This window comes from Bradyrhizobium sp. NC92, from assembly GCF_025200865.1.
GTDB lineage: Bacteria > Pseudomonadota > Alphaproteobacteria > Rhizobiales > Xanthobacteraceae > Bradyrhizobium.
In genome coordinates, this window is record NZ_CP104171.1 from 6334996 (window position 1) to 6359399 (window position 24404).

Consider the following 24404-nt stretch of genomic DNA (forward strand, 5'->3'; position numbering starts at 1 on the left):
AACTCATATCTGCGCTTTGGCTTACGCCTGGCTCGCGATCGCCTTGCCGAGCGCGGCCTGCGCCGCTGCAAGCCGCGCGATCGGCACGCGGTAGGGCGAGCAGGAGACGTAGTCGAGACCGATATGGTGGCAGAAGGCGACGGAGGCGGGATCGCCGCCGTGCTCGCCGCAGATGCCGACCTTGAGCGAGGCGCGGGTCTTGCGGCCGCGGGCGACGCCGATCTTGACCAGCTCGCCGACGCCTTCCTGATCCAGCGAGATGAAGGGATCGACCGAGAGGATGCCCTTCGCGACGTAGGGACCGAGGAAGCTCGCCGCGTCGTCGCGGCTGATGCCGTAGGTCGTCTGCGTCAGGTCGTTGGTGCCGAACGAGAAGAACTCGGCCGACTGCGCGATCTCGCCCGCGAGCAGGCAGGCGCGCGGCAGCTCGATCATCGTGCCGACCTGATAGGACAGCTTGGTGTTGGTCTCGCGCATCACGGCCTGTGCGGTGGCATCGATCCGCGCCTTGACCAGATCGAGCTCGGTCTTGGTCGCGATCAGCGGCACCATCACCTCCAGGCCGACGGCCTTGCCGGTGCGCTTCTGCGCCTCGACCGCCGCCTCGAAGATCGCGCGGGCCTGCATCTCGGCGATCTCGGGATAGGCGATCGCGATGCGGCAGCCGCGGAAGCCGAGCATCGGGTTGAACTCCGAGAGCTCGCGGGCACGGTCGGCGAGGCGCCGCGGGTCGGTGTTCATGGCGCGCGCCACTTCCTCGACCTCGGCATGGGTGTGCGGCAGGAACTCGTGCAGCGGCGGGTCGAGCAGACGGATCGTGACGGGCAGGCCCTTCATGATCTCGAACAGCTCGACGAAGTCGGCGCGCTGCATCGGCAGCAGTTTTGCGAGCGCGGCGCGGCGCGACTGCTCGTCCTCGGAGAGGATCATCTCGCGTACCGTGCGGATGCGCGTCTCCTCGAAGAACATGTGCTCGGTGCGGCAGAGGCCGATGCCTTCGGCGCCGAACTTGATCGCGGTGCGGGCGTCGTCAGGCGTGTCGCCGTTGACGCGGACGCCGATCTTGCGGACCTGGTCGGCCCAGTTCATCAGCGTGCCAAACTCGCCGGAGAGCTCCGGCTCGATCATCGGCATGCGGCCGGCGAGCACCTGGCCGAGCGAGCCGTCGATGGTGATGACGTCGCCGGTCTTGAAGGTGCGCGAGCCGATGCTCATGGTACCGCGGCCATAATCGACGCGGATGGTGCCGCAGCCGGAGACGCAGGGCTTGCCCATGCCGCGCGCGACCACCGCCGCGTGCGAGGTCATGCCGCCGCGGGTGGTCAAAATGCCTTCGGCGGCGTGCATGCCGTGGATGTCTTCCGGGCTGGTCTCGATGCGGACCAGGATCACCTTGCGTCCGTCACCCTGGAGCTTGGCCGCCTCGTCCGAGGAGAACACGATCTCGCCGGAGGCCGCGCCCGGCGAAGCCGGCAGGCCGGTAGCGATCACGTCGCGCTTGGCGTTGGGATCGATGGTCGGATGCAGCAGCTGATCGAGCGAGGCCGGATCGATCCGCGTCACCGCTTCCTTCTTCGAGATCAGTCCCTCATTGGCGAGCTCGACCGCGATGCGCAGCGCCGCCTTGGCGGTGCGCTTGCCGCCGCGGGTCTGGAGCATCCAGAGCTTGCCCTGCTCGACCGTGAACTCCATGTCCTGCATGTCGCGGTAGTGCTTCTCGAGCAGCGTGTAGATCCGCGTCAGCTCCTTGAACGCTTCCGGCATCGCCGCTTCCATCGACGCCTTGTCGGAGCCGGACTCCTTGCGCGCCTCCTCGGTGATGTCCTGCGGTGTGCGGATGCCCGCCACCACGTCCTCGCCCTGCGCGTTGATCAGGAACTCGCCGTAGAGCTTGCTCTCGCCGGTCGAGGGGTTGCGGGTGAAGGCAACGCCGGTGGCCGAGGTTTCGCCCATGTTGCCGAACACCATGGCCTGCACGTTGACCGCGGTGCCCCAGGATTCCGGAATGTCGTGCAGCTTGCGGTAGGTCACCGCGCGCGCGTTCATCCAGGATGAGAACACCGCGCCGATCGCGCCCCAGAGCTGGTCGTGCGGATCCTGTGGGAATTCCTTGCCGGTCTCGCGTGCGACCGCATCCTTGTATTTGCCGACCAGCTCGACCCAGTCCTCGGCGGAGAGATCGGTGTCGAGCGTGTAACCCTGGCTGTCCTTGAAGGTGTCGAGGATTTCCTCGAAGTGATGATGCTCGAAGCCGAGCACCACGTCGGAATACATCGTGATGAAGCGGCGATAGCTGTCATAGGCGAAGCGGCGGTCGCCCGACAGCTCGGCCAGCGCTTCCACGGTCTGGTCGTTGAGGCCGAGATTGAGCACGGTGTCCATCATGCCCGGCATCGAGGCGCGCGCGCCGGAGCGCACCGAGACGAGCAGCGGGTTCTTGGTGTCGCCGAACACCTTGCCGGTCAACTTGCCGACATACTCCAGCGCCTTCTCAACCTGCGGCTTCAGCTCCTTCGGGTAGGTCTTGTCGTGATCGTAGAAATAGGTGCAGACCGAGGTCGGGATGGTGAAGCCGGGAGGCACCGGCAGGCCGAGATTGGCCATCTCGGCGAGGTTGGCGCCCTTGCCGCCGAGCAGGTCGCGCATCTCCGAGCGGCCCTCGGCCTTGCCGTCACCGAACGTGAACACCCATTTGCCGGCCTTGGCCGCTGCCGGCGCCGCCTTGGGAGGCGCAGCCTTCTTCGGCGCGGGCTTCGCGGCGACCTTCGGCGGAGCGGCCTTGGTGACCGCCTTCACCGCAGGCTTTGCGGTGGGCTTGGCAGCGGCTTTGGCGACCGGCTTCGGCGCGCTCTTGGCCAGCGCCTTGCGGGCTGGCGGCGCTGCCTTCGCGGCGGCGGAGGGCTTTGATTTCGCTGGGATTTTCTTGGGCTTCGAGGCGGCTTTGGCCATAGCTTGCACACAACCTTCGAGAGGAATGGGAAATCGCGGGCCTTACACCACTTTGGGCGGGCCCGCGCAAGACGGACAGTTCCGAAAAGTGAACGCCTAGAAGCGGAGCCACTTCAGGAGCCCGAGCCCGATCGCGCCGTTGACGATGAGGAAGATCGCGACGATGAGGTTGAGAAGCCGCGGCATGATCAGGATGAGCACGCCCGCAATCAACGACAGGATCGGCGAAATGTGGGCGACGGTGATGTGCATGAACTATCTTTCTGTGAGGTGAGGCGAATCGCGCGGATCATAACCGGCTGGGTTCCGGGAGTAGAGATGCGCAAGGGCTGCTGCGAGTTCCGGCCTCACGAAAACTGCCCGAAATTGCCGCGAATGCGGCAGGCCTTTTCCCGGAACATTGGCGGCGGGCAACGCATTGGCAACCGGTCGCGCCGCTGGCGCGTCCGAAGAATCACGTCGAAGGAGTTGTCCATGCGGAACAGGATTCTTGCTCTCGCAGCGCTCGCGGCCGCGACAAGTGCGCCCCTTGCCGCGCAGGCGCAAAGCGATGTCACGATCGGACGCGCGCCCGCCGTGGTCGACAGCGCGCCGACGATTGCGGTCGAACAGCGGCCGGCCTTCCGCGAATATGTCGTCGAGCAACGTGTGCCGGCCTTTCGCATTCCGGATCGCGTGGTGGTCGGCACCACCTTACCCGAGGCAGGCGTCACTTATTATGACGTGCCGCAACGTTTCGGCGCCACGACCTATCGCTACACCGTCGTGAACGGCGAAACCGTGCTGGTCGAGCCGCGCTCGCGCCGCATCGTCGAGGTGCTGGACTAATAACGCTGCCGCTCCGTTCGATGTCCGGCGCGTCACATCAGGCTGGCGCGAGCAGTGTTAGATCGGACATCAGGCCCCGCCCGGTCCTCCCCCCGCCGGGCGGGGCTTTTTTGTTCTGTCATTCCGGGGCGCGCCACTTGGCGCGAGCCCGGAATCCATTTGTCAGCATAATGCGCGGCACGGTGGATTCCGGGCTCGCGCTCCGCGCGCCCCGGAATGACAGCGGTGTTTGCGGCGCGGCCGCGTCTCAATCCTGGATCTTCGAGAAATCCGCCACCGCACGCGTGGCGCTGCGGATCTCGTTGAGGAGCTTCAGGCGGTTCTCGCGCACCTTCGGATCGTCATCGTTGACGCGCACCTTGTCGAAGAAGGCATCCACCGGCGGACGCAGCTTTGCCATCGCGCTCATCGCGCTCACATAGTCATCCCGAAATACAGCATCACGCGCTTGAGGTGCTATTTCGTCGATCGCCGCGGCCAGATCTCTTTCTTCGCTCAACGCATAGAGATTTGGATCGGGATCATCGTAATAGATTTTTCCGTCCTTCTTCTCTTCGATACGCAAGATATTCTCAGCGCGTTTCGTCCCAGCGAGGAGATTCTTGCCATCGCTCGTTTCGAGAAATTTTCCTAAGGCCTCGACACGACGAACGACAGACAGAAGCCCAACCTCTCGTCCGCCCAGGTCGAGAACAGCAGCGACCAAATCGTGCCGGGCCCCGTCTTCGCGCAACTGAACGGTTAAACGATCCTCGAAGAACACTCGGAATGAATCGCCAATGTCCGAGATTTCGACAGCGGAGAGACTCGGACGTATTTCCCTAATGTGCTTTTCAAGGAAATGACGCGGATAGAAATCAAATCCACGATCGAGAGCAATTCTAATCACGCCAAGTGCAGCTCGGCGCAAAGCGTACGGGTCTTTGCTTCCCGTGGGCTTTTCATCAATCGCCCAGAAACCCACCAAGGTATCAACCTTGTCCGCCAGTGCGACGGCAACGCTCACCGGATCGCTCGGCACCCGGTCAGTCGGTCCTTGTGGCTTGTAGTGCTCTTCGCATGCAGTGGCGACCGAAGCATCCTCGTCTTGAGCCAAGGCATAATACTTGCCCATAAGACCTTGCAATTCCGGGAACTCGCCGACGACTTCTGTCAGCAGGTCCGCTTTGGCCAGATGCGCGGCGCGCTTCGCTTTCACAGCGTCCGCCCCCACCAACGTCGCCATGTACTCAGCTAGCCGCTCTATGCGACCGATGCGCGCGGCCTGCGTGCCCAGTTTCGCATGGAACACGATCTGCTCGAACTTCGGCAGCCGGTCCTCGAGCTTGGTCTTGAGGTCCGTCTCATAGAAGAACTTCGCATCACTCAACCGCGCGCGGATGACGCGCTCGTTGCCGGCGATGATGGTCGCGCCACCGTCAGTCGCCTCGATATTGGCGACCAGGATGAACTTGCTGGCGAGCTTGCCCGTCTTGGGGTCGCGCACCACGAAGCACTTCTGGTTGTTGCGGATGGTGGCGCGGATGACTTCGTCGGGGGTCTTCAAGAATTCCGGTTCGAACGAGCCCATCAGCACGACCGGCCATTCGACGAGGCCCGCGACCTCGTCGAGCAGGTTCTGGTCCTCGACCAGCTCAAAACCTTGCGCGAAGGCAAGCTGCTTGGCGTCGGTGAGGATGGCGTCCTTGCGGCGCTCGGGATCGAGCACGACCTTGGCGGCAAGCAGCTTTGCTTCATAATCCTCGAAACGGCGCACCTGAATTGGCGCCGGCGCGAGGAAGCGGTGGCCGTAGGTGGTCTGGCCGCTCTCGACGCCGTCGACCTCGAACTTCACGACATCGGGCTCTTCGGTCTCGAGGCCGAAGGTCGCGGTGATCGCGTGCAGCGGACGCACCCAGTTCAGCGAGCCGGGTTTGCCCGAGCGCGCGCCCCAGCGCATCGATTTCGGCCAGGGAAAGGTGCGGATGATGACGGGCAGGATTTCCGCGAGCACGTCGATCGCGTCGCGGCCGGGCTTCTCGATCAAGCCGATGTAGAAATCACCCTTGGGGTCGCGCTGGATTTTTGCTTCCTCCAGCGACTTTAATCCCGTCGCTTTGAGGAAGCCCTGCACGGCTGCCTCGGGCGCGCCGACTTTGGGGCCGCGCCGCTCGGTCTTCAGATCAGGCTGGCGCGCAGGGATGCCGTGCACGGTGAGCGCAAGGCGCCGCGGCGTCGCAAACGCCTTCGCGCCCTCGTAGACCAGGCCTTCGGCAACCAGCTTGTCGGTGACCATGCGGCGGAGATCGTCGGCCGCCTTTCCTTGCATGCGCGCGGGGATTTCTTCCGAGAACAGCTCAAGCAAAAGTTCGGGCATCAGGCCGCTCCGCCCGCTTCAGTGTGGATCCAGGCCTCGCCGCAAGCCTTGGCCAGCTCGCGGACGCGCAGAATGTAGCTCTGCCGCTCGGTCACCGAGATCACGCCGCGGGCGTCGAGCAGGTTGAAGACGTGGCTCGCCTTGATGCACTGGTCGTAGGCCGGCAGCGCCATCAGATGCTGCTTCTTGTTGCCGCCGTCGCGCCAGCCGGCATCGAGATATTTCCGGCAGGCCGCCTCGGCCATTTTGAACTGCTCGAACAGCATCGCGGTGTCGGCGTATTCAAAGTTGTGCCGGGAATATTCCTGCTCGGCCTGCAGGAACACGTCGCCATAGGTGACCTTGGCATCGCCCTCGCGGCCGTTGAAGTTGAGGTCGTAGACGCGGTCGACGCCCTGCACATACATCGCGAGGCGCTCGAGCCCGTAGGTGAGCTCGCCCGCGACCGGCGCGCATTCGAAGCCCGCGACCTGCTGAAAGTAAGTGAACTGGCTGACTTCCATGCCGTCGCACCAGCACTCCCAACCGAGGCCCCAGGCGCCCAAGGTCGGGCTCTCCCAATCGTCCTCGACGAAGCGGATGTCGTGCACGGCGGAATCGATGCCGATCGCGGCGAGCGACTTCAGGTACAACTCCTGAAGGTTCGGCGGCGACGGCTTCATGATCACCTGGAACTGGTAATAGTGCTGCATCCGGTTCGGATTCTCGCCATAGCGGCCGTCCTTGGGCCGGCGCGAGGGCTGCACATAGGCGGCGTTCCAGGGCTTTGGCCCGAGCGCGCGCAGCGTGGTCGCCGGATGGAAGGTGCCCGCGCCCATTTCCATGTCGTAGGGCTGCAGGATCACGCAGCCCTGCTCGGCCCAGAACCGCTGGAGCGCGAGGATGAAGCCCTGGAACGAGCGTTCCGGGCGCATATGGGCGGGCAATGAGGCGTCCATCGTCAGATCGGGCTCTCGCGGGGGGTTTTGAATCGCGCGGGACCGTATCGACGGCGGGGATGGGAATCAAGGCGAAGGGGGGCCTTCTTACCTCTCCCGCTTGCGGGAGAGGTCGGCGCGAAGCGCCGGGAGAGGGTTCTGTCCTCTGGGGGGTTCTCGCCTGTGGAGAGAGCCCCCTCCCCAGCCCTCCCCCGCAAGCGGGAGAGGGAGCGCACCTGTGCGTGGGGAGAAAGCGCCTAGCCCGGCCGGTAAGCTCCGGTTACGGGGTCACGCTTCAGCGTCTGGATATCCCCCATGCGGGGGGCTTCAGCGACGCGCGACAGGCGCATCTCCTCCAGTTCCTGGTTGATCCGGACAGCGGTCTTGTAGGCCCAGCGGACCACGGCAAGCCCGCCCAGGACGCCCGCGAAAGCGACGAACGGCGGCATCGGTCGATCCTCGTCTCATGCTCAGCCCCCACACGCATTGTTGCGCAGATGGACCTGCGCCGCAATTGGTGCCGTCCGGGCGAAATGGCGCGGGAGCGCGAGCCCTAGAACCCGAATTTCGCCCAAATCGCCCGCGTTTCGACCGCCGAGATCAGCTCGTCCGGCAGGCCGGATATTGATTCCAGGGCCGAAAGCTGCCCCGCGCCGGGCGATTTCCGGCCCAAAAAGCCGGAGAGCAGCCCGGTCGGCTGCGCGATCACGGGGGTGAGAACCTTCTCGCCGTAGCGGGCACGAAGAGTTGAGCGGAGATCGCCGATGCTGTCGGCGAGCCCTAGCGCGATCGCGCTTTCGCCCGCCCAGTATTCGCCCGTGAACAGCGTGTCGTCGGCTCCCTTCAGCCGGGCGCCGCGGCTCTCCTTGACCAGCGAGATGAAGATCTGGTGGATCTCGCGCTGGATCGCCTTCAGTCGCATGACGTCATCGGGGTTTTCCGGAAGGAACGGGTCGAGCATCGCCTTGTGCTCGCCTGACGTGTAGAGGCGCCGCTCGATGCCGAGCCGCCTGATCGCCTCCTGAAAGCCGAAACTGCCGCCGACCACGCCGATCGAGCCGAGGATCGACGAGGGATCGCAGATGATCTCGTCGCCGGCGCAGGCGATCATGTAGCCGCCGGAGGCCGCGACGTCCTCGACGAACACGAGCACCGGCAGCTTCTTCTCCGCGGCAAGCTGCTTGATGCGCAAGAAGATCTGGCGCGACTGCACCGGCGAGCCGCCGGGCGAGTTGATCACCAGCGCCACCGCCTTGGCGTGACGATAGGAAAACGCGCGCTCGAGCACCCGCGCGACGCCGGCAAGCGTCAGGCCCGGACGCAGCGGCGTCACCGCACCGATTACACCCGACAGCCGCACCACCGGCACGACCGCCGTGCCGGGACGAAAGCGCGCCGGCAGATATTGCATGAGCTTGTCGGCCAGGCCGGAACTCTCACGATCGTTCAATTGTTCGTCCATGGCCTTACCTCTGATTAACCATTTCTTATCACGCGAGTGTCATTGAAAGTGCCTGGAACGTGTTTTGCAGAATCCCCGTTGGGAAGCTGCAATAGGCAGCGGAGGAAACGCCATGAAGATCTATCTGCTGTTGCTGCTGATCGGTGCGCTTTTCACGGCGATTCGCTTTACGTCCCCGCAAGAGCAGCAGACGGAATCGCTGCCGCAGTAAGCCGTCACGGCTCCGCCAGCGGCAACGCCGCCCTCCCCTCCAGAATATCCCGCACCTCTTTTTTAGGCACGTTTGACTCCTCGTTAAGCATGAGCCCGGGCAGCAATCGCGTCGGTGCCCGGCCGCCTTTGACTGCGCGCACCAGCACGCGGATCGCGGGCTTTCCCGCTTCGCCATGAACCGGTAGAATCGCAAGGCTGCCGAAGCCGCGTGACAGCGCTGCCATGACGTCGCCGAGTCCGTCCGCGCGCCAGATCAGAGTCAGCACGCCGCTCGATCGGAGAATACGCCGGGCTGCATGCACCCACGCATGCAGCGTCTCCTCTGTCGCCACATGCGCAATGTGGCGCGCCTGATCCGGTGAGCCGCGATGGCGTGCGGGGTCGTTGAAGGGCGGGTTCATCAGCACGGCGTCGGCGCTGTCGGGCAGAAGTCCGTTCGCTGCAAACGCCTGCGCATCGGCGGTGACGTCGAGCACGATGACCTCGGCGGCGATCGCGTTCGCCGCGGCGTTGGCCCGCGCGAGCTCCGCCAGTTCCGGATCGATCTCGACCAGGCTGAGCCTGATCCCCGCGACGCGCCGCGCAAGCGCAAGCCCCGCCGTGCCGATGCCGGCGCCAAAGTCGACCACGCGGTCCCCCGCCTTAGCGTCAATCGCCGCTGCGAGCAGGACGGCGTCGTGCCCGGCGCGATGGCCCGACCGCTTCTGCATCAAGCGCAACTGCCCGCCGAGAAAGGCGTCCTCGGTAATATCCGCGGCCTCAATCATCGCCGCGCAATTCGTGGCTGAGGCCGGCCTCGGTGAGGAGCGCCCTGGCCTCCTCGGCGTCGTCCTCATGAACCAGGATCCGCCGCGGCAATATGCCGAGGGAGCCTTCGATGATGCTCATGTTCTGGTCGAGCACCAGATGGTGGATGTTGGCGCCGTCGAGCAGCGCGCCGATCGCCGACACCAGCACCATATCGTTGGTCCGAACCAGTTCACGCAAAACGCAGATCTCCTGCCTGAAAGTGGCTAACGCGGGAAATGTCAATGGTTCCGCGGGCCTTGCCGCATTCGCCGCCAGTTTCTATTGTATTTCCATCAGAATAGCCCTTCCGGGGCAAATATTGGAGACCGGCGTGGCCGTCATCGTACCTTTCGAAACTCCCGGCGCGTCGAGCGAAGAGCTGGTTGCCCTTGTCGCCCCCGATATGGAGCGCGTCAATGCCACGATCCTGTCGCGGACTGGCTCCGACGTAACCATGATCCCGGAAGTGGCCAACCACCTGATCTCCTCCGGGGGAAAACGCCTGCGGCCGATGCTGACGCTCGCCATGGCCAACCTCGCCGGCTACAACGGCGATGGCCATATCAAGTTAGCTGCCTCCGTCGAGTTCATGCATACCGCGACGCTCCTGCACGACGACGTCGTCGACGAGAGCGAGATGCGCCGCGGCAAGCTGTCGGCGCGCATGCTTTGGGGCAATGAGGCGAGCGTGCTGGTCGGCGACTTCCTGCTGGGCCAGGCCTTCCGCATGATGGTCGAGGTCGGCTCGCTACGTGCGCTCGACATCCTCTCCGCGGCCGCCGCCACCATCGCCGAGGGCGAGGTTATGCAGCTCGCGGCTGCCAAGAACACCGCGACCACCGAGGACGAATATCTCGCCGTGATCCGCGGCAAGACGGCCGAATTGTTCGCCGCCGCCTGCGAGGTCGGCCCGGTCATCGCCAACCGTCCGAAGGCGGAGCAGACCGCGTGCCGCTCGGTCGGCATGAATCTCGGCATCGCCTTCCAGCTCGTCGACGACGTGCTCGACTATGGCGGCAAGAGCGCCAAGCTCGGCAAGAACACCGGCGACGATTTCCGCGAAGGCAAGATCACGCTGCCCGTCGTGCTCGCCTTCCGCCGCGGCAACGACACCGAGCGCGCCTTCTGGATCCGGGCGCTGGAGCGCGGCGAGATCGGCGATTCCGATCTCGATCACGCCCTCGGCCTGATGAACAAGCACCGCGCGCTCGAGGATACGCTGAGCCGCGCCCAGCACTACGGCGCCATGGCCGTGGATGCGCTGGCGCTGTTCCCGCCCTCGCCGATGAAGAGCGCGCTGGAGCAGGTCGTGGCGTTTTGCTTGGCACGGTCGCATTAGGCCTGACGCCCTTCGTGGCCTCAGCTACGCTCCGGCACCTCAGGGTGACGGTGACGGATGAGTGCGCGCTGCTTCCACAGCGTCATTGCGAGCGCAGCGAAGCAATCCAGAATCCCGCCGCGGAGACGACCTGGATTGCTTCGCTGCGCTCGCAATGACGAGGTCTGGCGCCACCGGCACCGCTCGCTCTCATGTCCCGGACGCGCTGCAGCGTGAAACGCTGCTGCGCAGAGCCAAGGGGCGCTGCGCTGCGTCCGGGGCACGCGAGCGTCTGTTCAGCAAACTGCGCTTTATTCTCATTCGCTCCACATGCGTCGCCCACCAGTTACTTGCATTTTGCAAGTGACTGCCCTACCTTCCCCGCCATGCAGCCCAAATCCCCTTCCATGCTGGAATGCCCGGTCGGCCGCGCGGTGGAGACGGTCGGCGAATGGTGGAGCATCCTGATTCTGCGCGATGCGTTTCAGGGTGCGACGAAGTTCGACGAGTTCTCGCAAAGCCTCGGCATTGCGCCGAACATCCTGTCGCGGCGGCTTGCGCATCTGACCGAAAGCGGCATGTTCGTGCGTCGCCGCTATCAGGAGCGCCCGCCGCGCTACGAATATGTGCTGACGGACAGGGCGCGGGATTTCTTCCCCGTGATCGCTACGCTGCTGGCCTGGGGCAACAAGCATCTCGCGCCGAAGGGCGCATCCATTCTGCTGGCGAACCGGGGCGACGTCCGCCCGTTCGAGCCGGTCGTGGTCGATGCCGTCGACAAGCGCCCGATCACGCTCGCCAATGCGGTCGTCGTCGCGGGTCCCCGCGCCAGTCGCGGCATGCGCGCGCGGCTCGCTTCGCTCAAAGCCATGAACCCGGCCGTCGCGCCGGCCGGAGACTGACATGCGTCGTATCGTCGTGACGGGAATCGGCGCGGTGTCGCCGCTCGGCTGCGGTGTCGAACTGGCCTGGCGCCGGCTGCTCGCCGGCCAAAGCGGATTGCGCCCGTTGCCGGAATGGGCAAAGGCGCTGCCGGCGCGCATCGCAGGTCTCGTGCCCGACAAGGCCGATGATGCCGAAGGCGGTTTTGATCCGGCGCACGCCGCCGCGCCCAAGGATCAGCGCAAGATGGACCGCTTCATCCTGTTTGCGCTGCTCGCCACGGCGGAAGCCGTCGCGCAGTCCAAATGGACGCCGCAGGATGCAGGCGCGCTGGAACGCACCGCGACGATCATCGCATCCGGCGTCGGCGGCTTTCCGGCCATGGCGGAGGCGGTGCGCATCACCGAGCAGCGCGGCGCGCGCCGGCTGTCGCCGTTCACGATCCCTTCGTTCCTCGCCAATCTCGCCGCCGGCCACGTTTCGATCAAATACGGCTACAAGGGCGCGCTGGGCACGCCCGTCACGGCCTGCGCCGCCGGCGTGCAGGCGATCGGCGATGCCGCGCGCATGATCCGATCAGGCGAAGCAGACGTTGCGATCTGCGGCGGCGCGGAGGCCTGCATCGACATCGTCAGCCTCGGCGGCTTTGCGGCGGCGCGTGCACTGTCGAGCGGCTTCAACGACGAGCCCGCGCGCGCCTCGCGTCCGTTCGATCGCAACCGCGACGGTTTCGTCATGGGCGAAGGCGCCGGCATCCTGGTGATCGAGGCGCTGGAGCATGCGCAGGCCCGCGGCGCCACCCCGATCGCCGAGATCGTCGGCTACGGCACGACCGCGGACGCCTATCACATGACGTCGGGGCCGCCGGATGGCGACGGTGCGCGCCGCGCCATGGAGATCGCACTCCGGCAGGCCAAGCTTGCGCCTGCCGATGTGCAGCACCTCAACGCGCATGCGACCTCGACACCGGCCGGCGACGAGAGCGAGCTTGGCGCGATCGGCGCGCTGTTCGGCCGCAACCGCGGCATTGCCGTGAGCGCGACCAAGTCGGCAACGGGTCACCTGCTCGGCGCCGCCGGCGGGCTGGAAGCGATCTTCACCGTGCTCGCGCTGCGCGACCAGATCGCGCCGCCCACGCTCAATCTCGAAAACCCCGATGCGGGCGCTGACGGCATCGACATCGTCGCAGGTAGCGCGCGGCCGATGCCGATGCGGCATGCCATCTCCAACGGCTTCGGCTTCGGCGGGGTGAATGCCAGCGTGATCTTCCGCCGGATGGGCTGAACGAGAGGTATTGCAATCGCCGCCCGCTCCGCTACGAAAACGGGATGATCGAAACGAATTTTGGGCTGTTCCTGGCCGCAGCTCTCCTCATTGCCGCAATTCCAGGCCCCGGCATTTTTTACGTCGCGGCACGAACCTTGTCGGAGGGGCGTGCCAGCGGCTTTGCCTCGACCGCGGGCACGGCGCTGGGCGGATTGGTCCATGTGGTCGCGGGCAGCCTCGGCATCTCCGCCATCCTCCTGGCCAGCGCGGAGCTGTTTGCTGCCGTGAAATTCGTCGGCGCGCTCTATCTGGTCTGGCTCGGCATCAAGACGTTTCGCAGCGCCGGCAGCAACCTGTCGCTTGGGAGCGAGCCCATCGGTGACAAGCGCGCGTTCCGCGACGGCGTGCTGGTCGAGGCGCTCAATCCGAAGACTGCCGCGTTCTTCCTCGCCTTCATTCCGCAGTTTCTCGATCCCGCTGGATCGAACCCGACGCTGCAATTCATCCTGCTGGGTGCGATCTCGGTGGCGTTGAACACGCTCGCCGATGTCGTGGTAGTGCTGATGGCCTCGGCGACGCGCGCGCAGCTGATCGGACGGCCGCTTCTGATGCGGCGCCTCACGCAAGGCTCCGGCGTTTTCATCGCGAGCCTCGGCCTCTCGCTCGCCCTGGCGCGGCGGCCGGCAAATGGCTAGCGCCCCGCAAGACTGCTTCTATGAATCGCACGGCCTGCGGCTGCATTACGCCGACTGGGGCAACGAGGGCGCACCGGTCGCCATCCTGGTCCACGGCGGTCGCGATCATTGCCGCAGCTGGGATCACATCGCGCGCTCGCTGCAACCGCATTTTCGTGTCGTCGCGCCCGATCTGCGTGGTCATGGCGATTCCGACTGGACGAAAGGCGGCAGCTACGCGCTGACAGAATATGTCTACGATCTCGCGCAGCTGGTTCGCAGCATCGCAGCGCCTCAGGTCACTCTGATCGGCCATTCGATGGGCGGCATGGTGAGCCTGATCTTTTCGGGCGCATTCCCCGAACGGGTCACCAAGCTCGTCGTCCTCGACGGCGTGACCATGTTGCCGGATGCAGCAAAGCCGCCGGTCCATGAGCGCATCGGCAAATGGGTCGGCCAGCTCGACAGACTGCACGACCGCACACCGCGCCGCTATGCGACGCTCGAAGACGCCGCCGCGCAGATGATGCTGCATAACAGGCGCCTCGCCCGCGACCTCGCGCTGGATCTCGCCATGCATGGCGCGCGGCAGAACGAGGACGGCAGCTATAGCTGGAAGTTCGATCCCTACCAGCGCGCCGCTGCGCCGCACCGGCTCTGGCCCGACGATCACATCGAGCTATGGTCGCGCATTACGTGCCCGACATTGCTGCTCAATGCCGGCGAAAGCTTTCTGGCGGGCGCCAGAGCGGCGGGCCTGGAGCGCTATTTCCAGAACGCGCGCGTTAAGACCATCGCCGGGGCGGGACACTGGCTGCAGCACGACAAGCCGCAAGAGGTGTTGGGCGAGATTCGGCGGTTTCTGGGATTGGCTGAGGAAAGCGGCGACTAGCTCGCTGCCGTAGGGTAGGCAAAGGCGCAACGGCGCCGTGCCCACCACGCATCCAGATTGCGCGAATGGATTGGTGGGCACGCTGCGCTTTGCCCACCCTACGGCAGTGTGCACGCATCACGCAGCTACATCCACGTCATTGCGAGCGTAGCGAAGCAATCCAGGCTGCCACCGCGGAGGGATTCTGGATTGCTTCGCTGCGCTCGCAATGACGGATAGAGCTAGCTCAACGTGCCCGCATGCACCCACCAGCCGGGGTGATCGCGGCGGATCTTTTCAGCGGCGGCATGCGCCTCGGCAGGCGCGCCGTAGATCGCAAAGCACGTCGCCCCGGAGCCGGACATGCGGGCGAGCTTGACGCTGGCGGAGGAGCGCAAGGCTTCCAGCACCTCGCCGATCACAGGCTCGATGCGCAGCGCAGGCGCCTCGAGGTCGTTGCCGACGGTGTCGAGAACCTCGACCCAATCGGAAATCGAGCCGCCCTCCTCCGGCCAGGCCGGCGCGCGGATGACGTCGGTGACGCCAACGCGGAGTTCGCCGTTGCGCAGGCCCAGCGCCTGGAACACGTCCTTGGTGGCAACCGGCACGCGCGGATTGACCATGACGCAGGGCATGCTCGGCAGCGCGAGCGGCAGCAGCTGCTCGCCGACGCCGGTCATGTCGCAGGCGCGCGAGAGCAGGCACACCGGCACGTCGGCGCCGGTCGCGAGCGCGACCTTCTGAATGCGGGGATCGTCGAGCGACAGATCGTTGAGACGCGCCAGGAGCCGCAGCGCGGCCGCGGCATCCGCCGAGCCGCCGCCGATGCCGGCCGCAACGGGGAGCACCTTGTCGAGCGCGAAGGCGCCCAGCTTCAGCCCAGGGACGGCTTCGGCCAGCAGCTTGGCCGCCTTGAGCACCAAATTGTCGGCGGTATCGCCGCAGGCGGCAGCCAGCGGCCCCGTCGTGGTCAGCTTCAGCTCGTCGCCCGGCTCCAGCATCAGCCGGTCGGCGCAGTCGGCGAACGCGACCACGCTTTCGAGATCATGATAGCCATCGGCACGACGGCCGACGACGCGAAGGCTCAAATTGACCTTCGCCCGCCCCTCTTCAATCAACGCCGACATTGGCGATCAGCCCCCAAAGACTCACTTGTCTGCGCATGATCTTATCGGAAAACCGCTACACACTTTTCCGGATCATGCGCGTAGCTTAACCGCCCTTGCCGTCGTCCTTCTTCTTCTCGGCCTGCGCCGCAGAAGAGTTCGAATTGTCGTCGGGAAGGCCACCAGCGATCTTGGCCTCGATCTTCGGCAGCTCTTCCGGCTCGGGCTTGAGATCGCGCGCATGCGACCACTGGAATTTGGCCTCCAGCGTGCGGCCGACGCGCCAATAGGCATCGCCGAGATGGTCGTTGATGGTGGGATCCTCGGGCTTGAGATCGATCGCGCGCTCGAGGTTCTTCACCGCCTCCTCGTAATTGCCGATGCGGTAATAGGCCCAGCCGAGGGAGTCGACGATGTAGCCGTCGTCGGGACGCTGCTCGACGGCACGCTTGATCATCTTCATGCCTTCGTCGAGATTCACGCCCTGGTCGATCCAGGAATAACCGAGATAGTTGAGGACGTGCGGCTGGTCGGGCTGCAGCTCCAGCGCCTTCTTCATGTCGGCCTCGGCCTTGGCCCATTGCTTGGAGCGCTCCTCGCATATGCCGCGATAATAGTACCAGACGCTGTTGGCCTTGTCGTTGCCGGCCGGCAGCACGTCGATGCCTTTCGAATAGGTCGCGCCGCACTCGCCAAAGCGCTTGCGGCCGCGCTCGATATTGCCGAGCGCCATGATGGCTTCGAGGTCCTTAGCATCCTCCGTCGTGACGCCCTTGAGGATCTTGATCGCGTCGTCGGTGCGGTCGGCGGAATCGAGATCGATGGCGAGCTGGATCTGCGCGTTGCGCTTGAGCGGCGAGTTCGCGGGCACGCGCTCATAGACCTTGATGGCCATCTGCGGCCGCTTCACCGATTCATAGAGATCGGCGAGCGAGAGCAGCGCCAGCGGATGGCTCGGCTGCAGGTAGAGCGAGAGCTGGAGATAGACCAGCGCCAGATCCTCGCCGCCGCGGCGGGTCAGCGTCGCGCCGATGCCGTAGAGGGCTTCGGCAGCGCCAGCCTGCGCGGAATCGACCAGCGGCGGCATCTTCTTGCCGGCCTTGGTGTCGCGCAGACCTTCCTGGATCAGCGGATGGCGTGCGAGCTTCTTGTCGAAAGCCTGATAGACATTGGTGGCCGCGGCGGAATCCTTGTTGCGCGACAGCCAGCGCGCATAGGCCTCGGTGACGCGCAGCATGGAATCGTCGAGCTTGTAGGCGCGCTCGAAGCGGGTGCCGGCGTCCTTCTCCTTGCCGGAGAGCTCCAGGATCATGCCGGTGTGAAGGTCCTTGAACAGCGGGTACCATTCCGGACCTGCCAGCTTGTCGATGGTGGCGACACCGCCCTTGGCATCGCCCGCACCATAGGCGGCCCAGCCCGATAGCAGCGTGGCGACGAGATCGGTGATGGGACCGCGGATCGACTGGTTGATGTTGGTCTGCGCGGCCGCGTACTTCTTCACCTTGAGATCATGCACGCCGACGACGAGGCGCGCGACGCGATTGGTCTTGTCGATGGTGAGGATGCGCTCGGCGAGCTTGACCGCCTCGTCGATGTCGCCGTCGGCGACCGACGAGATGAAGGCACGGTCGAGCAGCTCGTTGTTCTTGGGATCGGTGCGGAGCGCCGAACGGTAGAATGCTGCGGCCGATGCCGCGTCGCGCTCGACGCTGGCGTGGCGGGCGGCGAGATAGCTGCCGGCGCCGGTGAGCGACTTCAGATCGTTTCGCGTCGGGAATTGCGCCGCCGTGTTCTCCGGATGATCCGGCGTCTGCGCCAGGACTGCGCCGGGGACCGTCGCGATCGCAGTGCCCATGAGGGCGATGGCGGCAGCAGTCCAGCGGTTGAAACGATTTGAAAACATCAGGGCTCGCCTTGAGTTGGTGGTGCCTGGGTTTGCAGCAGACGGCTGTATCGCAAGCGAACGCAGCCGGTGACATCCGGGCCCGGAACCGTCAGGCCGACAATGCCGCTTTTGGCGCTTCGCCGCAAGGATTCGGACCGGCCGCTCCCCTCCGCACGCCCCCAAATCGGCCAAGTTCGATCAGGAGCAGCCCCAAGACGCCGCCACTATGGCCTTATCGTGGCCGCGGCGGCTCGCCGCAGCCTCGTCCTCACGGTAACGTGCGCCAGGCACCCTTGCGATGCGCCCTCACATCGCCTCGTAGTTCGGGCCGCCACCACCTTCCGGGGGAACCCAGGTGATGTTGCCGTTGGGGTCCTTCACGTCGCAGGTCTTGCAGTGGACGCAGTTCTGGGCGTTGATCTGGAAGCGCGGACCGGAGCCCTCCTCGATCCATTCATAGACGCCAGCCGGGCAATAGCGATTCGAGGGACCGGCGTAGACGTCGTGCTCGGAGGTCTTCTGAAGGTTCATGTCGGTGACCTTCAGATGGATCGGCTGATCCTCCTCGTGATTGGTGTTGGACAGGAACACCGAGGACAGCTTGTCGAACGTGATCTTGCCGTCGGGCTTCGGGTAGGTCCTGGGCGCGTAGCTCTTGGCCGGATCGAGCGTGGCGCGGTCGGGCTTGACGTGCGACTGCGTGCCAAACAGCGAGGCGCCGAACAGCGTATTGCACCACATGTCGAAGCCGCCCAGCGCGACGCCGAGCACGGTGCCGAATTTCGACCACAATGGCTTGACGTTGCGGACCACGAACAGGTCCTTGCCGACCGATGAGGAGCGCCAGGCGTTCTCGTATTCGACGAGCTCGTCATTGGCGCGGTCGGCGGCGAGCGCGGCCGCAACATGTTCGGCAGCCAGCATGCCGGTGCCCATCGCATTGTGCACGCCCTTGATGCGCGGCACGTTGACGAAGCCGGCCGCGCAGCCGATCAGCGCGCCGCCGGGGAAGCTCAGCTTCGGCACCGACTGATAGCCGCCCTCGGTAATCGCACGCGCGCCGTAGGCGAGCCGCTTGGCGCCTTCGAACGTGCCGCGGATCGAGGGATGGGTCTTGAAGCGCTGGAATTCGTCGAACGGCGATAGATAGGGATCGTCGTAGTTCAGATGCACGACGAAGCCGACCGCGACGAGATTGTCGTCGTAGTGATAAAGGAACGAGCCGCCACCGGTCTTGAGGTCAAGCGGCCAGCCGAATGAATGCTGGATCAAGCCCTTCTGGTGCTTGGCGGGATCGATCTGCCAGACCTCCTTGAGGCCGATGCCGAACTTCGGCGGCTCGCTCTTGGCGTCGAGGGCGAATTTGTTGATGAGCTGCTTGGTCAGGCTGCCTCGGGCGCCTTCGGCGAACAGCGTGTACTTGCCGAGCAATTCCATGCCGCGGGTGAAGGAATCCTTCGGCTTGCCGTCGCGGCCGATGCCCATGTCGCCGGTGGCGATGCCCTTGACCTTGCCCTCCTCGTCGTAGAGCACTTCGGCCGCCGCAAAGCCCGGATAGATCTCGACGCCGAGCGCCTCGGCCTTGCGCGCCAGCCAGCGGCAGACATTGCCGAGCGAGCCGATGTAGCAGTGATGATTGTGCATCAGCGGCGGCATGATGAAGGCCGGCAGCTTGATCGCGCCGCCGCCGGTCATCCAGTAGAAGCGGTCGTCCTTGACCTGCGTCTTCAGCGGGCAGTCGGCATCCTCGCGCCAGTCCGGGATCAGCTTGTCGAGGCCCGCGGGATCAATCACAGCGCCCGAGAGGATGTGCGCACCAACCTCGGAGCCCTTCTCCACCACGACCACATTGACATCAGCATTGAGCTGCTTCAGCCGGATCGCGGCCGCCAGACCCGACGGGCCGGCGCCGACGATGACGACGTCGAATTCCATGGATTCGCGCGGGGGAAGTTCTTCGGTGCTCATCTGATCTCAGCCCTTGAGACGGTCCTCGGTCGTTTGCGCCCCCTTGTTTCCGATTTTTCCGGGTAGGACAACCTCGGAATCGCGTTCCGCCGGGATGCAAGGCCGCTCAAGGTGATATAAAAGTCAGACTTTCCCATGATCCCCGAACCCGCACCCACCGTCCGAGAGCTGCTCGCCTTCTATCTGGAGGCCGGTGTCGACTGCGCGCTTGCGGAGGAGCCGATAGACCGCCTGGCGGAAATCGATACGCCGCCACCCAGTCCGCGCGCGGCCCCGCAAGCCGAGGCGCCGCGCCCGGTCGCTGCGCCCGCGGTCATGCGCGGGGAAGCTGCGCCTGCACCGGAGGTCGCCATCGCCTCGGCACGCGAGGCCGCCCGCACCGCGCCGACCCTGGAGGCGCTGCGCGAGCTGATGCAGAGTTTCGAGGGCTGCGCGTTGAAGCACACGGCGACGCGGCTGGTGTTCGCCGACGGCAACCCGCAGGCGCGCATCATGTTCGTCGGCGAGGCGCCCGGCCGCGACGAGGACATCGAGGGACTGCCCTTCGTCGGGCGCAGCGGCAAGCTGCTCGATCTGATGATCGGAGCCATCGGCCTCAACCGCACCACCGCCTACATCGCCAACGTCATTCCCTGGCGGCCGCCCGGCAACCGCACGCCGACGCCGCAGGAGACGCAAATCTGCCTGCCCTTCATCCAGCGCCAGATCGAGTTGGTGAACCCCGACGTGCTGGTGACGCTCGGCAATCCCTCGACGCAGACGTTGCTGGGAACGCGCGAAGGCATCATGCGGACGCGCGGGCGCTGGTTCGACTACGACACCGGCCAGCGGGTGATCCGCGCGCTGCCGACGTTCCACCCGGCCTATCTCTTGCGCTCGCCGGCCTACAAGCGGCTGGCCTGGCAGGACCTGCGATCGATCGCGAAGGCACTGGCGGGGGCGTGAGGGGCCGGTCCCTTCCGTCATTGCGAGGAGCGAAGCGACGAAGCAATCCAGAATCCCTCTGCGGAAAGATTCTGGATTGCTTCGCTACGCTCGCAATGACGACGGAGAGAGCATACGCGGGCGTCACGTCCCCTTCGGCCGCACGATGGCCCAGCCGATGCGCAGGAGCTGCTGGCGGCCGGTCACCAGCCATTCGAAGGCGCGCGGCACTTCCGGCACGATGCCGGGGAAGCGCTTGAGGATCTCCGGCGGCGGGGTGCCGGCGGTGTCGGAGGCGCGCCAGACCACGACGCCGCCGGTCTCGCTGAACTTGGTCGGGTTCATCCACGGCGTACGCGCGGGGTCGGCGTCGATGAACAGATGCGGCCGGCCGGAATGCAGCGCGATCAGGCTGGCGAGCTGGGTCTCGCCGGCGACGGCCCGCAGGCGATGGTTGGTGCGGCGGGCGAAGCTCTCGTCGAAGAAATCAGAGATCGCGCGCGCCGGCATCGAGGTCGCAATTTCGTTGGCGCCCGTCCAGGGCAGGAACAGGATGGCGAGCACGACGCCGGCGGCGGGCGCGGCGACGGCGGCGGCCCAGACCATACGCAGCATCCGCGCGCGACGCATCGCGATGAGATCGCCGGCCGCGACGACCACGGCAAGCCCCGACATGATCAGCACGACGCCGGGGCCGCCGACCACGGACTCGAGCCCCAGCAGGCCGGAGATCAGCACCGCACCGAGCGGCAGAGCGAACGCGAAGAAATAGACGAAGTTGCGCGCGAGCGGCTCGACCGGCGGGCGGTAGATGATCGGCGGCTCCTCGCCCGTGCCGGCGACCACCCCGGTGTTGAGAAAGGTCAGCGCCGGAATCGCGGCCGCCCCGATCACCAGCCCGCCGAACAGCCAGGCCGCATGCAGCGCGCGGACGTTGAGCTCGGCGAGTTGCGGCAAGGCCGGCAGCGTCAGCGTCTCGGCGCGCATCAGCCAGACCGCATAGGGCAGCGCCAGCACGGCGACCACGATCAGCGCGAACAGCGGATCGAGCCCGCGCAGCGTCCGGCGACCGCCGGCGGTCGAGACCGCGAAGACGACGATCAGCAGCAGCAGGAAGATCGCGGCGGGCGTCGTCAGCAGCAGGAGGCCGGCTTCGATCGACCAGGCGAACCAGGCATTGCCGCGGCGCTGGCCGATGATCTGCCAGGAGTGCAGCAGCAAGAGCGCCCAGAGCGGCCGCGCCAGGATCAGCGGGCCGAAGTCCAGCGCCGAGGAGGAGAACGCCAGCACCGTCATGGTCAGGAGCACGGCGAGCACCGCCTGCTGCGAGCCGACCACGGCGCGGGAGAGATGATAGAGCGCGATGAATGTCGCGATCTCGCAGAGCTCGGCGAGTACGTAAACACCGAACATGTGGCCGCCGGCGGCGCGATAGGCGATGTCGGCGAGCCAGATTGGCAGCGGCGGGCCGAGATCAGTGCCGACCTGGTATTCCCTGCCGAAGGCCAAGAGGGCCGCGAGGGTGCCGGGCGGGCTGCGGTAGAACACCAGCGCCACGAACAGCCACATGGCGGCCTGCAGCAGCACGGCGATCCACACGATCAGCCGCGGCCGGGCGCGAATGAGCTCGATGACCAGGGAGGTAAACCGCATACAACGTCCGAAGGTGCAGCCAACCCGTCCAGCCGGCCCTATTCGCTCACCTCTGTTTTGATAAAGGGCGTCACGGGTTGTGGCAACCGCCGCGGATCGTCATGCCCGGGCTTGTCCCGCCTGCGCGGCCATGACGCGCGGATGCCGTCGGAGATCAGCTAGAGATTTACGGAGGCGTCGATCTCGACGCTCGCCTCGACGTGCACCTCGACCTCGGTCACCGAGAACAGGTCCTGCACCGGCTCGACGGTCCAGGGCATGTGCTTGGCGCGGGCGGCGGCAACGGGGGCGAAGAAGCTGCGGTGGTGGATGGAGGGGCCGAGGCGATCGAGCGCGTCGAGATGCTCGGGGACGGCGTAGCCCTTGTGCTGCTCGAAGCCGTAGCCGGGGCAGTCCTGCGCCAGCGCGCACATCAGCCGGTCACGGGTGACCTTGGCGACGATGGACGCCGCGGCGATCGACAGCACGATACCGTCGCCGCCGATCACCGCCTCGCAATCGCATGCAGTATCGAGCCGGTCGCGGCCGTCGACGAAGACGTGCCTGGGCGCCTCGGGCAGGGCCACCACGGCACGCTTCAGCGCCCACAGCGAGGCGCGCAGGATGTTGTCGCGGTCGATTCGCCCCCGCGACGCGACGGCGACCGAGACCTGCGCGGTGGCGCAGATCTTGTCGAACAGCTTTTCGCGCTCCTCGGCGGTCAGGCGCTTGGAATCGTCGATGCCGCGCGGAATGCGGTCGGGGTCGAGAATCACCGCGGCGGCCACCACCGGACCTGCCAGCGGGCCGCGGCCGGCCTCGTCGCAGCCCGCGACCGGCCAGACGCCGCGCTTGATCAGCGCGCGCTCGCGGCGGAAGCTGGGGGGAGCGACGGCGATGATGCCTTTCTTGCCGGCGGCGGCAACCTTCGCAGCATTGGCCGCAGACGTCTTGGCCACAGGCGCTTTCGCCGCCTTGTCAGGCGCAACCTTGGTCGCGGCCTGCTTCTTTGGCGCGTCTTTGGCTGGGGTTTTGGCGGACTTGTCCCGAATCATGGCCGGGATCGTGCGCCAGGGGGCTTCGCCAGCGCAACCGGGAACCCAGGATATTCCCGTTATTCAGGCCGGCCGCCCTACGCCCACCGCCAATCAGAACAGGCTGAGCTGATCGCCGTTCCGCTTCGGCCGCGCAAAGTGGTCCGTCGTCAGCTTGGAGCGCCGCTTGTTGAGGCCGAGCCTGTCGCAGGCGATCTCGAAGCGGCGGCCGATGGTCCAGGCCATCGGTCCCGTGCCCTTCATCCGTTCGCCCCATTTGGCGTCGTAGTCGCGTCCGCCCCGCATGTCGCGGATCAGGGTGAAGACGTGGCGATAGCGGTCCGGATAGTTCGCCATCAGCCATTCGCGGAAGAGATCGCGCACCTCCAGCGGCAGCCGCAGCAGCACATAGGCGGCTTCCTTGACTCCGGCATGGGCGGCGGCATCGAGGATGCGCTCGATCTCGGAATCGTTCAGTGCGGGAATCACCGGCGCGACCATCACCGTGGTGGGGATGCCGGCCTCCGAGAGCTGCTTGAGCGCCTCCAGCCGCTTCGGCGGAGTCGAGGCCCGCGGCTCCATGGTGCGCGCCAGCTTCGGATCGAGCGAGGTGACCGAGATCGCGACCTTGGCGAGGTTGCGCTTGGCCATCCGCTGGAGAATGTCGATGTCGCGGAGCACCAGCGCCGACTTGGTGACGATGCCGACGGGATGCCCGGCGCCCTCCAGCACTTCCAGAATGCCGCGCATGATTTTGCGCTCGCGCTCGATCGGCTGGTAGGGATCGGTGTTGGTGCCGATCGCGATCATCCGCGGCTCGTAGCCGGGGGCCGCAAGCTCTTTCTCGAGCAGCAAAGGCGCATCGGGCTTGGCGAACAGCTTCGACTCGAAGTCGAGCCCGGGCGACAGGCCGAGATAGGCGTGGGTCGGCCGCGCGAAGCAATAGACGCAGCCGTGCTCGCAGCCGCGATACGGATTGATCGATCGGTCGAAGCCGATGTCGGGGGAATCGTTACGGGTGATCACCTTGCGCGAGGTGTCGATGGCGACCGTGGTCTTGAACGGCGGCAGCTCGTCCAGGCTCTGCCAACCGTCATCGAAGGCGACGCGCGCCTCGGCCTCGAAGCGGCCGCTGGCGTTGGATTGTGCGCCCCGCCCTCGCCTTCGCGCGCGGTCGATGGCGACGCCGAGTTCAGGGAAATCCGAAGGCGCACCCGCCGGCTCGGAGGGCGCCGTGACCGGCGGGTGCTTGAGAGCATGAGAGGATGCTGGACTCATGCAGCCAAGATAGCACGACACAGGAACAAATCAAGAACACAAACAAAAATCG

The 24404-nt window shown here is 65.8% G+C and carries 21 protein-coding genes; 7 read left to right on the top strand and 14 right to left on the bottom strand.

Features of this window, described 5'->3' with window-relative positions; genetic code table 11:
* Positions 1-21 precede the first annotated feature (21 nt).
* Both ppdK and N2602_RS29840 read right to left on the bottom strand, forming a co-directional pair.
* Entirely contained in the window at positions 22-2949 is a 2928-nt protein-coding gene (ppdK, locus tag N2602_RS29835) for a pyruvate, phosphate dikinase (RefSeq protein ID WP_172787502.1), read from the bottom strand.
* Positions 2950-3045: 96 nt separating this feature from the next.
* On the bottom strand, positions 3046-3201 hold the full coding sequence (locus N2602_RS29840; RefSeq protein WP_008562090.1) for a DUF3096 domain-containing protein: 156 nt from the start codon (positions 3199-3201) through the stop codon (positions 3046-3048).
* Between the two features lie 222 nt (positions 3202-3423).
* Here N2602_RS29840 and N2602_RS29845 point away from each other — a divergent pair, with 222 nt between their 5' ends.
* Complete coding sequence (locus N2602_RS29845) at positions 3424-3777, top strand: DUF1236 domain-containing protein (protein ID WP_172787503.1); 354 nt, start codon at positions 3424-3426, stop codon at positions 3775-3777.
* Between the two features lie 247 nt (positions 3778-4024).
* On the opposite strand, the gene glyS is transcribed toward N2602_RS29845, so the two are convergent.
* The 6 genes from glyS to N2602_RS29875 all read right to left on the bottom strand — a co-directional run bounded on the left by glyS (position 4025) and on the right by N2602_RS29875 (position 9712).
* Positions 4025-6133: a glycine--tRNA ligase subunit beta gene (gene glyS / locus N2602_RS29850; RefSeq protein WP_260380297.1), complete on the bottom strand. Its 2109-nt coding sequence runs from the start codon at positions 6131-6133 to the stop codon at positions 4025-4027.
* Positions 6133-7071 carry a glycine--tRNA ligase subunit alpha gene (locus N2602_RS29855; protein ID WP_172787505.1) on the bottom strand — a complete coding sequence of 313 codons (939 nt, stop codon included), beginning with the start codon at positions 7069-7071 and terminating at the stop codon, positions 6133-6135. The genes glyS and N2602_RS29855 overlap by 1 nt, the downstream gene beginning before the upstream one ends.
* 236 nt (positions 7072-7307) lie before the next feature.
* Complete coding sequence (locus N2602_RS29860; protein WP_260380298.1) at positions 7308-7499, bottom strand: hypothetical protein; 192 nt, start codon at positions 7497-7499, stop codon at positions 7308-7310.
* Between the two features lie 104 nt (positions 7500-7603).
* Entirely contained in the window at positions 7604-8512 is a 909-nt protein-coding gene (locus tag N2602_RS29865; protein ID WP_260380299.1) for a S49 family peptidase, read from the bottom strand.
* A gap of 215 nt (positions 8513-8727) precedes the next feature.
* Positions 8728-9492, bottom strand: coding sequence for a tRNA1(Val) (adenine(37)-N6)-methyltransferase (locus tag N2602_RS29870; RefSeq protein WP_260380300.1), 765 nt, complete (start codon positions 9490-9492; stop codon positions 8728-8730).
* Positions 9485-9712, bottom strand: a complete 228-nt coding sequence (locus N2602_RS29875) for a DUF2007 domain-containing protein (protein WP_008562067.1) — start codon at positions 9710-9712, stop codon at positions 9485-9487. The genes N2602_RS29870 and N2602_RS29875 overlap by 8 nt, the downstream gene beginning before the upstream one ends.
* A 133-nt stretch (positions 9713-9845) precedes the next feature.
* On the opposite strand from N2602_RS29875, the gene N2602_RS29880 reads away from it, so the two are divergent.
* From N2602_RS29880 to N2602_RS29900, 5 genes are all read left to right on the top strand, one after another.
* Positions 9846-10853, top strand: a complete 1008-nt coding sequence (locus N2602_RS29880) for a polyprenyl synthetase family protein (protein WP_260380301.1) — start codon at positions 9846-9848, stop codon at positions 10851-10853.
* 365 nt (positions 10854-11218) lie between these two features.
* Entirely contained in the window at positions 11219-11734 is a 516-nt protein-coding gene (locus N2602_RS29885; protein ID WP_260380302.1) for a helix-turn-helix domain-containing protein, read from the top strand.
* Between the two features lies 1 nt (position 11735).
* A complete protein-coding gene (gene fabF / locus N2602_RS29890; protein WP_260380303.1) occupies positions 11736-12998 on the top strand; it encodes a beta-ketoacyl-ACP synthase II in 1263 nt (420 codons plus the stop codon).
* 44 nt (positions 12999-13042) lie between these two features.
* Entirely contained in the window at positions 13043-13675 is a 633-nt protein-coding gene (locus N2602_RS29895) for a LysE family translocator (RefSeq protein ID WP_172787511.1), read from the top strand.
* Positions 13668-14546: an alpha/beta fold hydrolase gene (locus N2602_RS29900; RefSeq protein ID WP_172787512.1), complete on the top strand. Its 879-nt coding sequence runs from the start codon at positions 13668-13670 to the stop codon at positions 14544-14546. The genes N2602_RS29895 and N2602_RS29900 overlap by 8 nt, the downstream gene beginning before the upstream one ends.
* A gap of 221 nt (positions 14547-14767) precedes the next feature.
* Here the strand turns inward: N2602_RS29900 and N2602_RS29905 are convergent, their stop codons facing one another.
* From N2602_RS29905 to N2602_RS29915, 3 genes are all read right to left on the bottom strand, one after another.
* Positions 14768-15652 (bottom strand): 4-(cytidine 5'-diphospho)-2-C-methyl-D-erythritol kinase, encoded by an 885-nt coding sequence (locus N2602_RS29905; RefSeq protein ID WP_172787513.1) that lies wholly within the window; start codon positions 15650-15652, stop codon positions 14768-14770.
* An 85-nt stretch (positions 15653-15737) separates the two neighbouring features.
* Positions 15738-17534, bottom strand: a complete 1797-nt coding sequence (locus N2602_RS29910) for a tetratricopeptide repeat protein (protein ID WP_212259089.1) — start codon at positions 17532-17534, stop codon at positions 15738-15740.
* Between the two features lie 288 nt (positions 17535-17822).
* On the bottom strand, positions 17823-19484 hold the full coding sequence (locus tag N2602_RS29915; protein WP_260380304.1) for an electron transfer flavoprotein-ubiquinone oxidoreductase: 1662 nt from the start codon (positions 19482-19484) through the stop codon (positions 17823-17825).
* Between the two features lie 135 nt (positions 19485-19619).
* Between N2602_RS29915 and N2602_RS29920 the strand changes: the two genes are divergently transcribed.
* The gene (locus N2602_RS29920; protein WP_260380305.1) at positions 19620-20429 is read left to right on the top strand and encodes a uracil-DNA glycosylase family protein; all 810 of its coding nucleotides are present in this window, start codon (positions 19620-19622) and stop codon (positions 20427-20429) included.
* Positions 20430-20552: 123 nt separating this feature from the next.
* On the opposite strand, the gene N2602_RS29925 is transcribed toward N2602_RS29920, so the two are convergent.
* From N2602_RS29925 to N2602_RS29935, 3 genes are all read right to left on the bottom strand, one after another.
* Positions 20553-22061 carry a glycosyltransferase family 39 protein gene (locus N2602_RS29925; RefSeq protein ID WP_260380306.1) on the bottom strand — a complete coding sequence of 503 codons (1509 nt, stop codon included), beginning with the start codon at positions 22059-22061 and terminating at the stop codon, positions 20553-20555.
* Between the two features lie 158 nt (positions 22062-22219).
* A complete protein-coding gene (locus tag N2602_RS29930; protein ID WP_260380307.1) occupies positions 22220-23095 on the bottom strand; it encodes a ribonuclease HII in 876 nt (291 codons plus the stop codon).
* A 93-nt stretch (positions 23096-23188) separates the two neighbouring features.
* Positions 23189-24352, bottom strand: coding sequence for a PA0069 family radical SAM protein (locus tag N2602_RS29935; protein ID WP_260380308.1), 1164 nt, complete (start codon positions 24350-24352; stop codon positions 23189-23191).
* Positions 24353-24404: the final 52 nt, after the last annotated feature.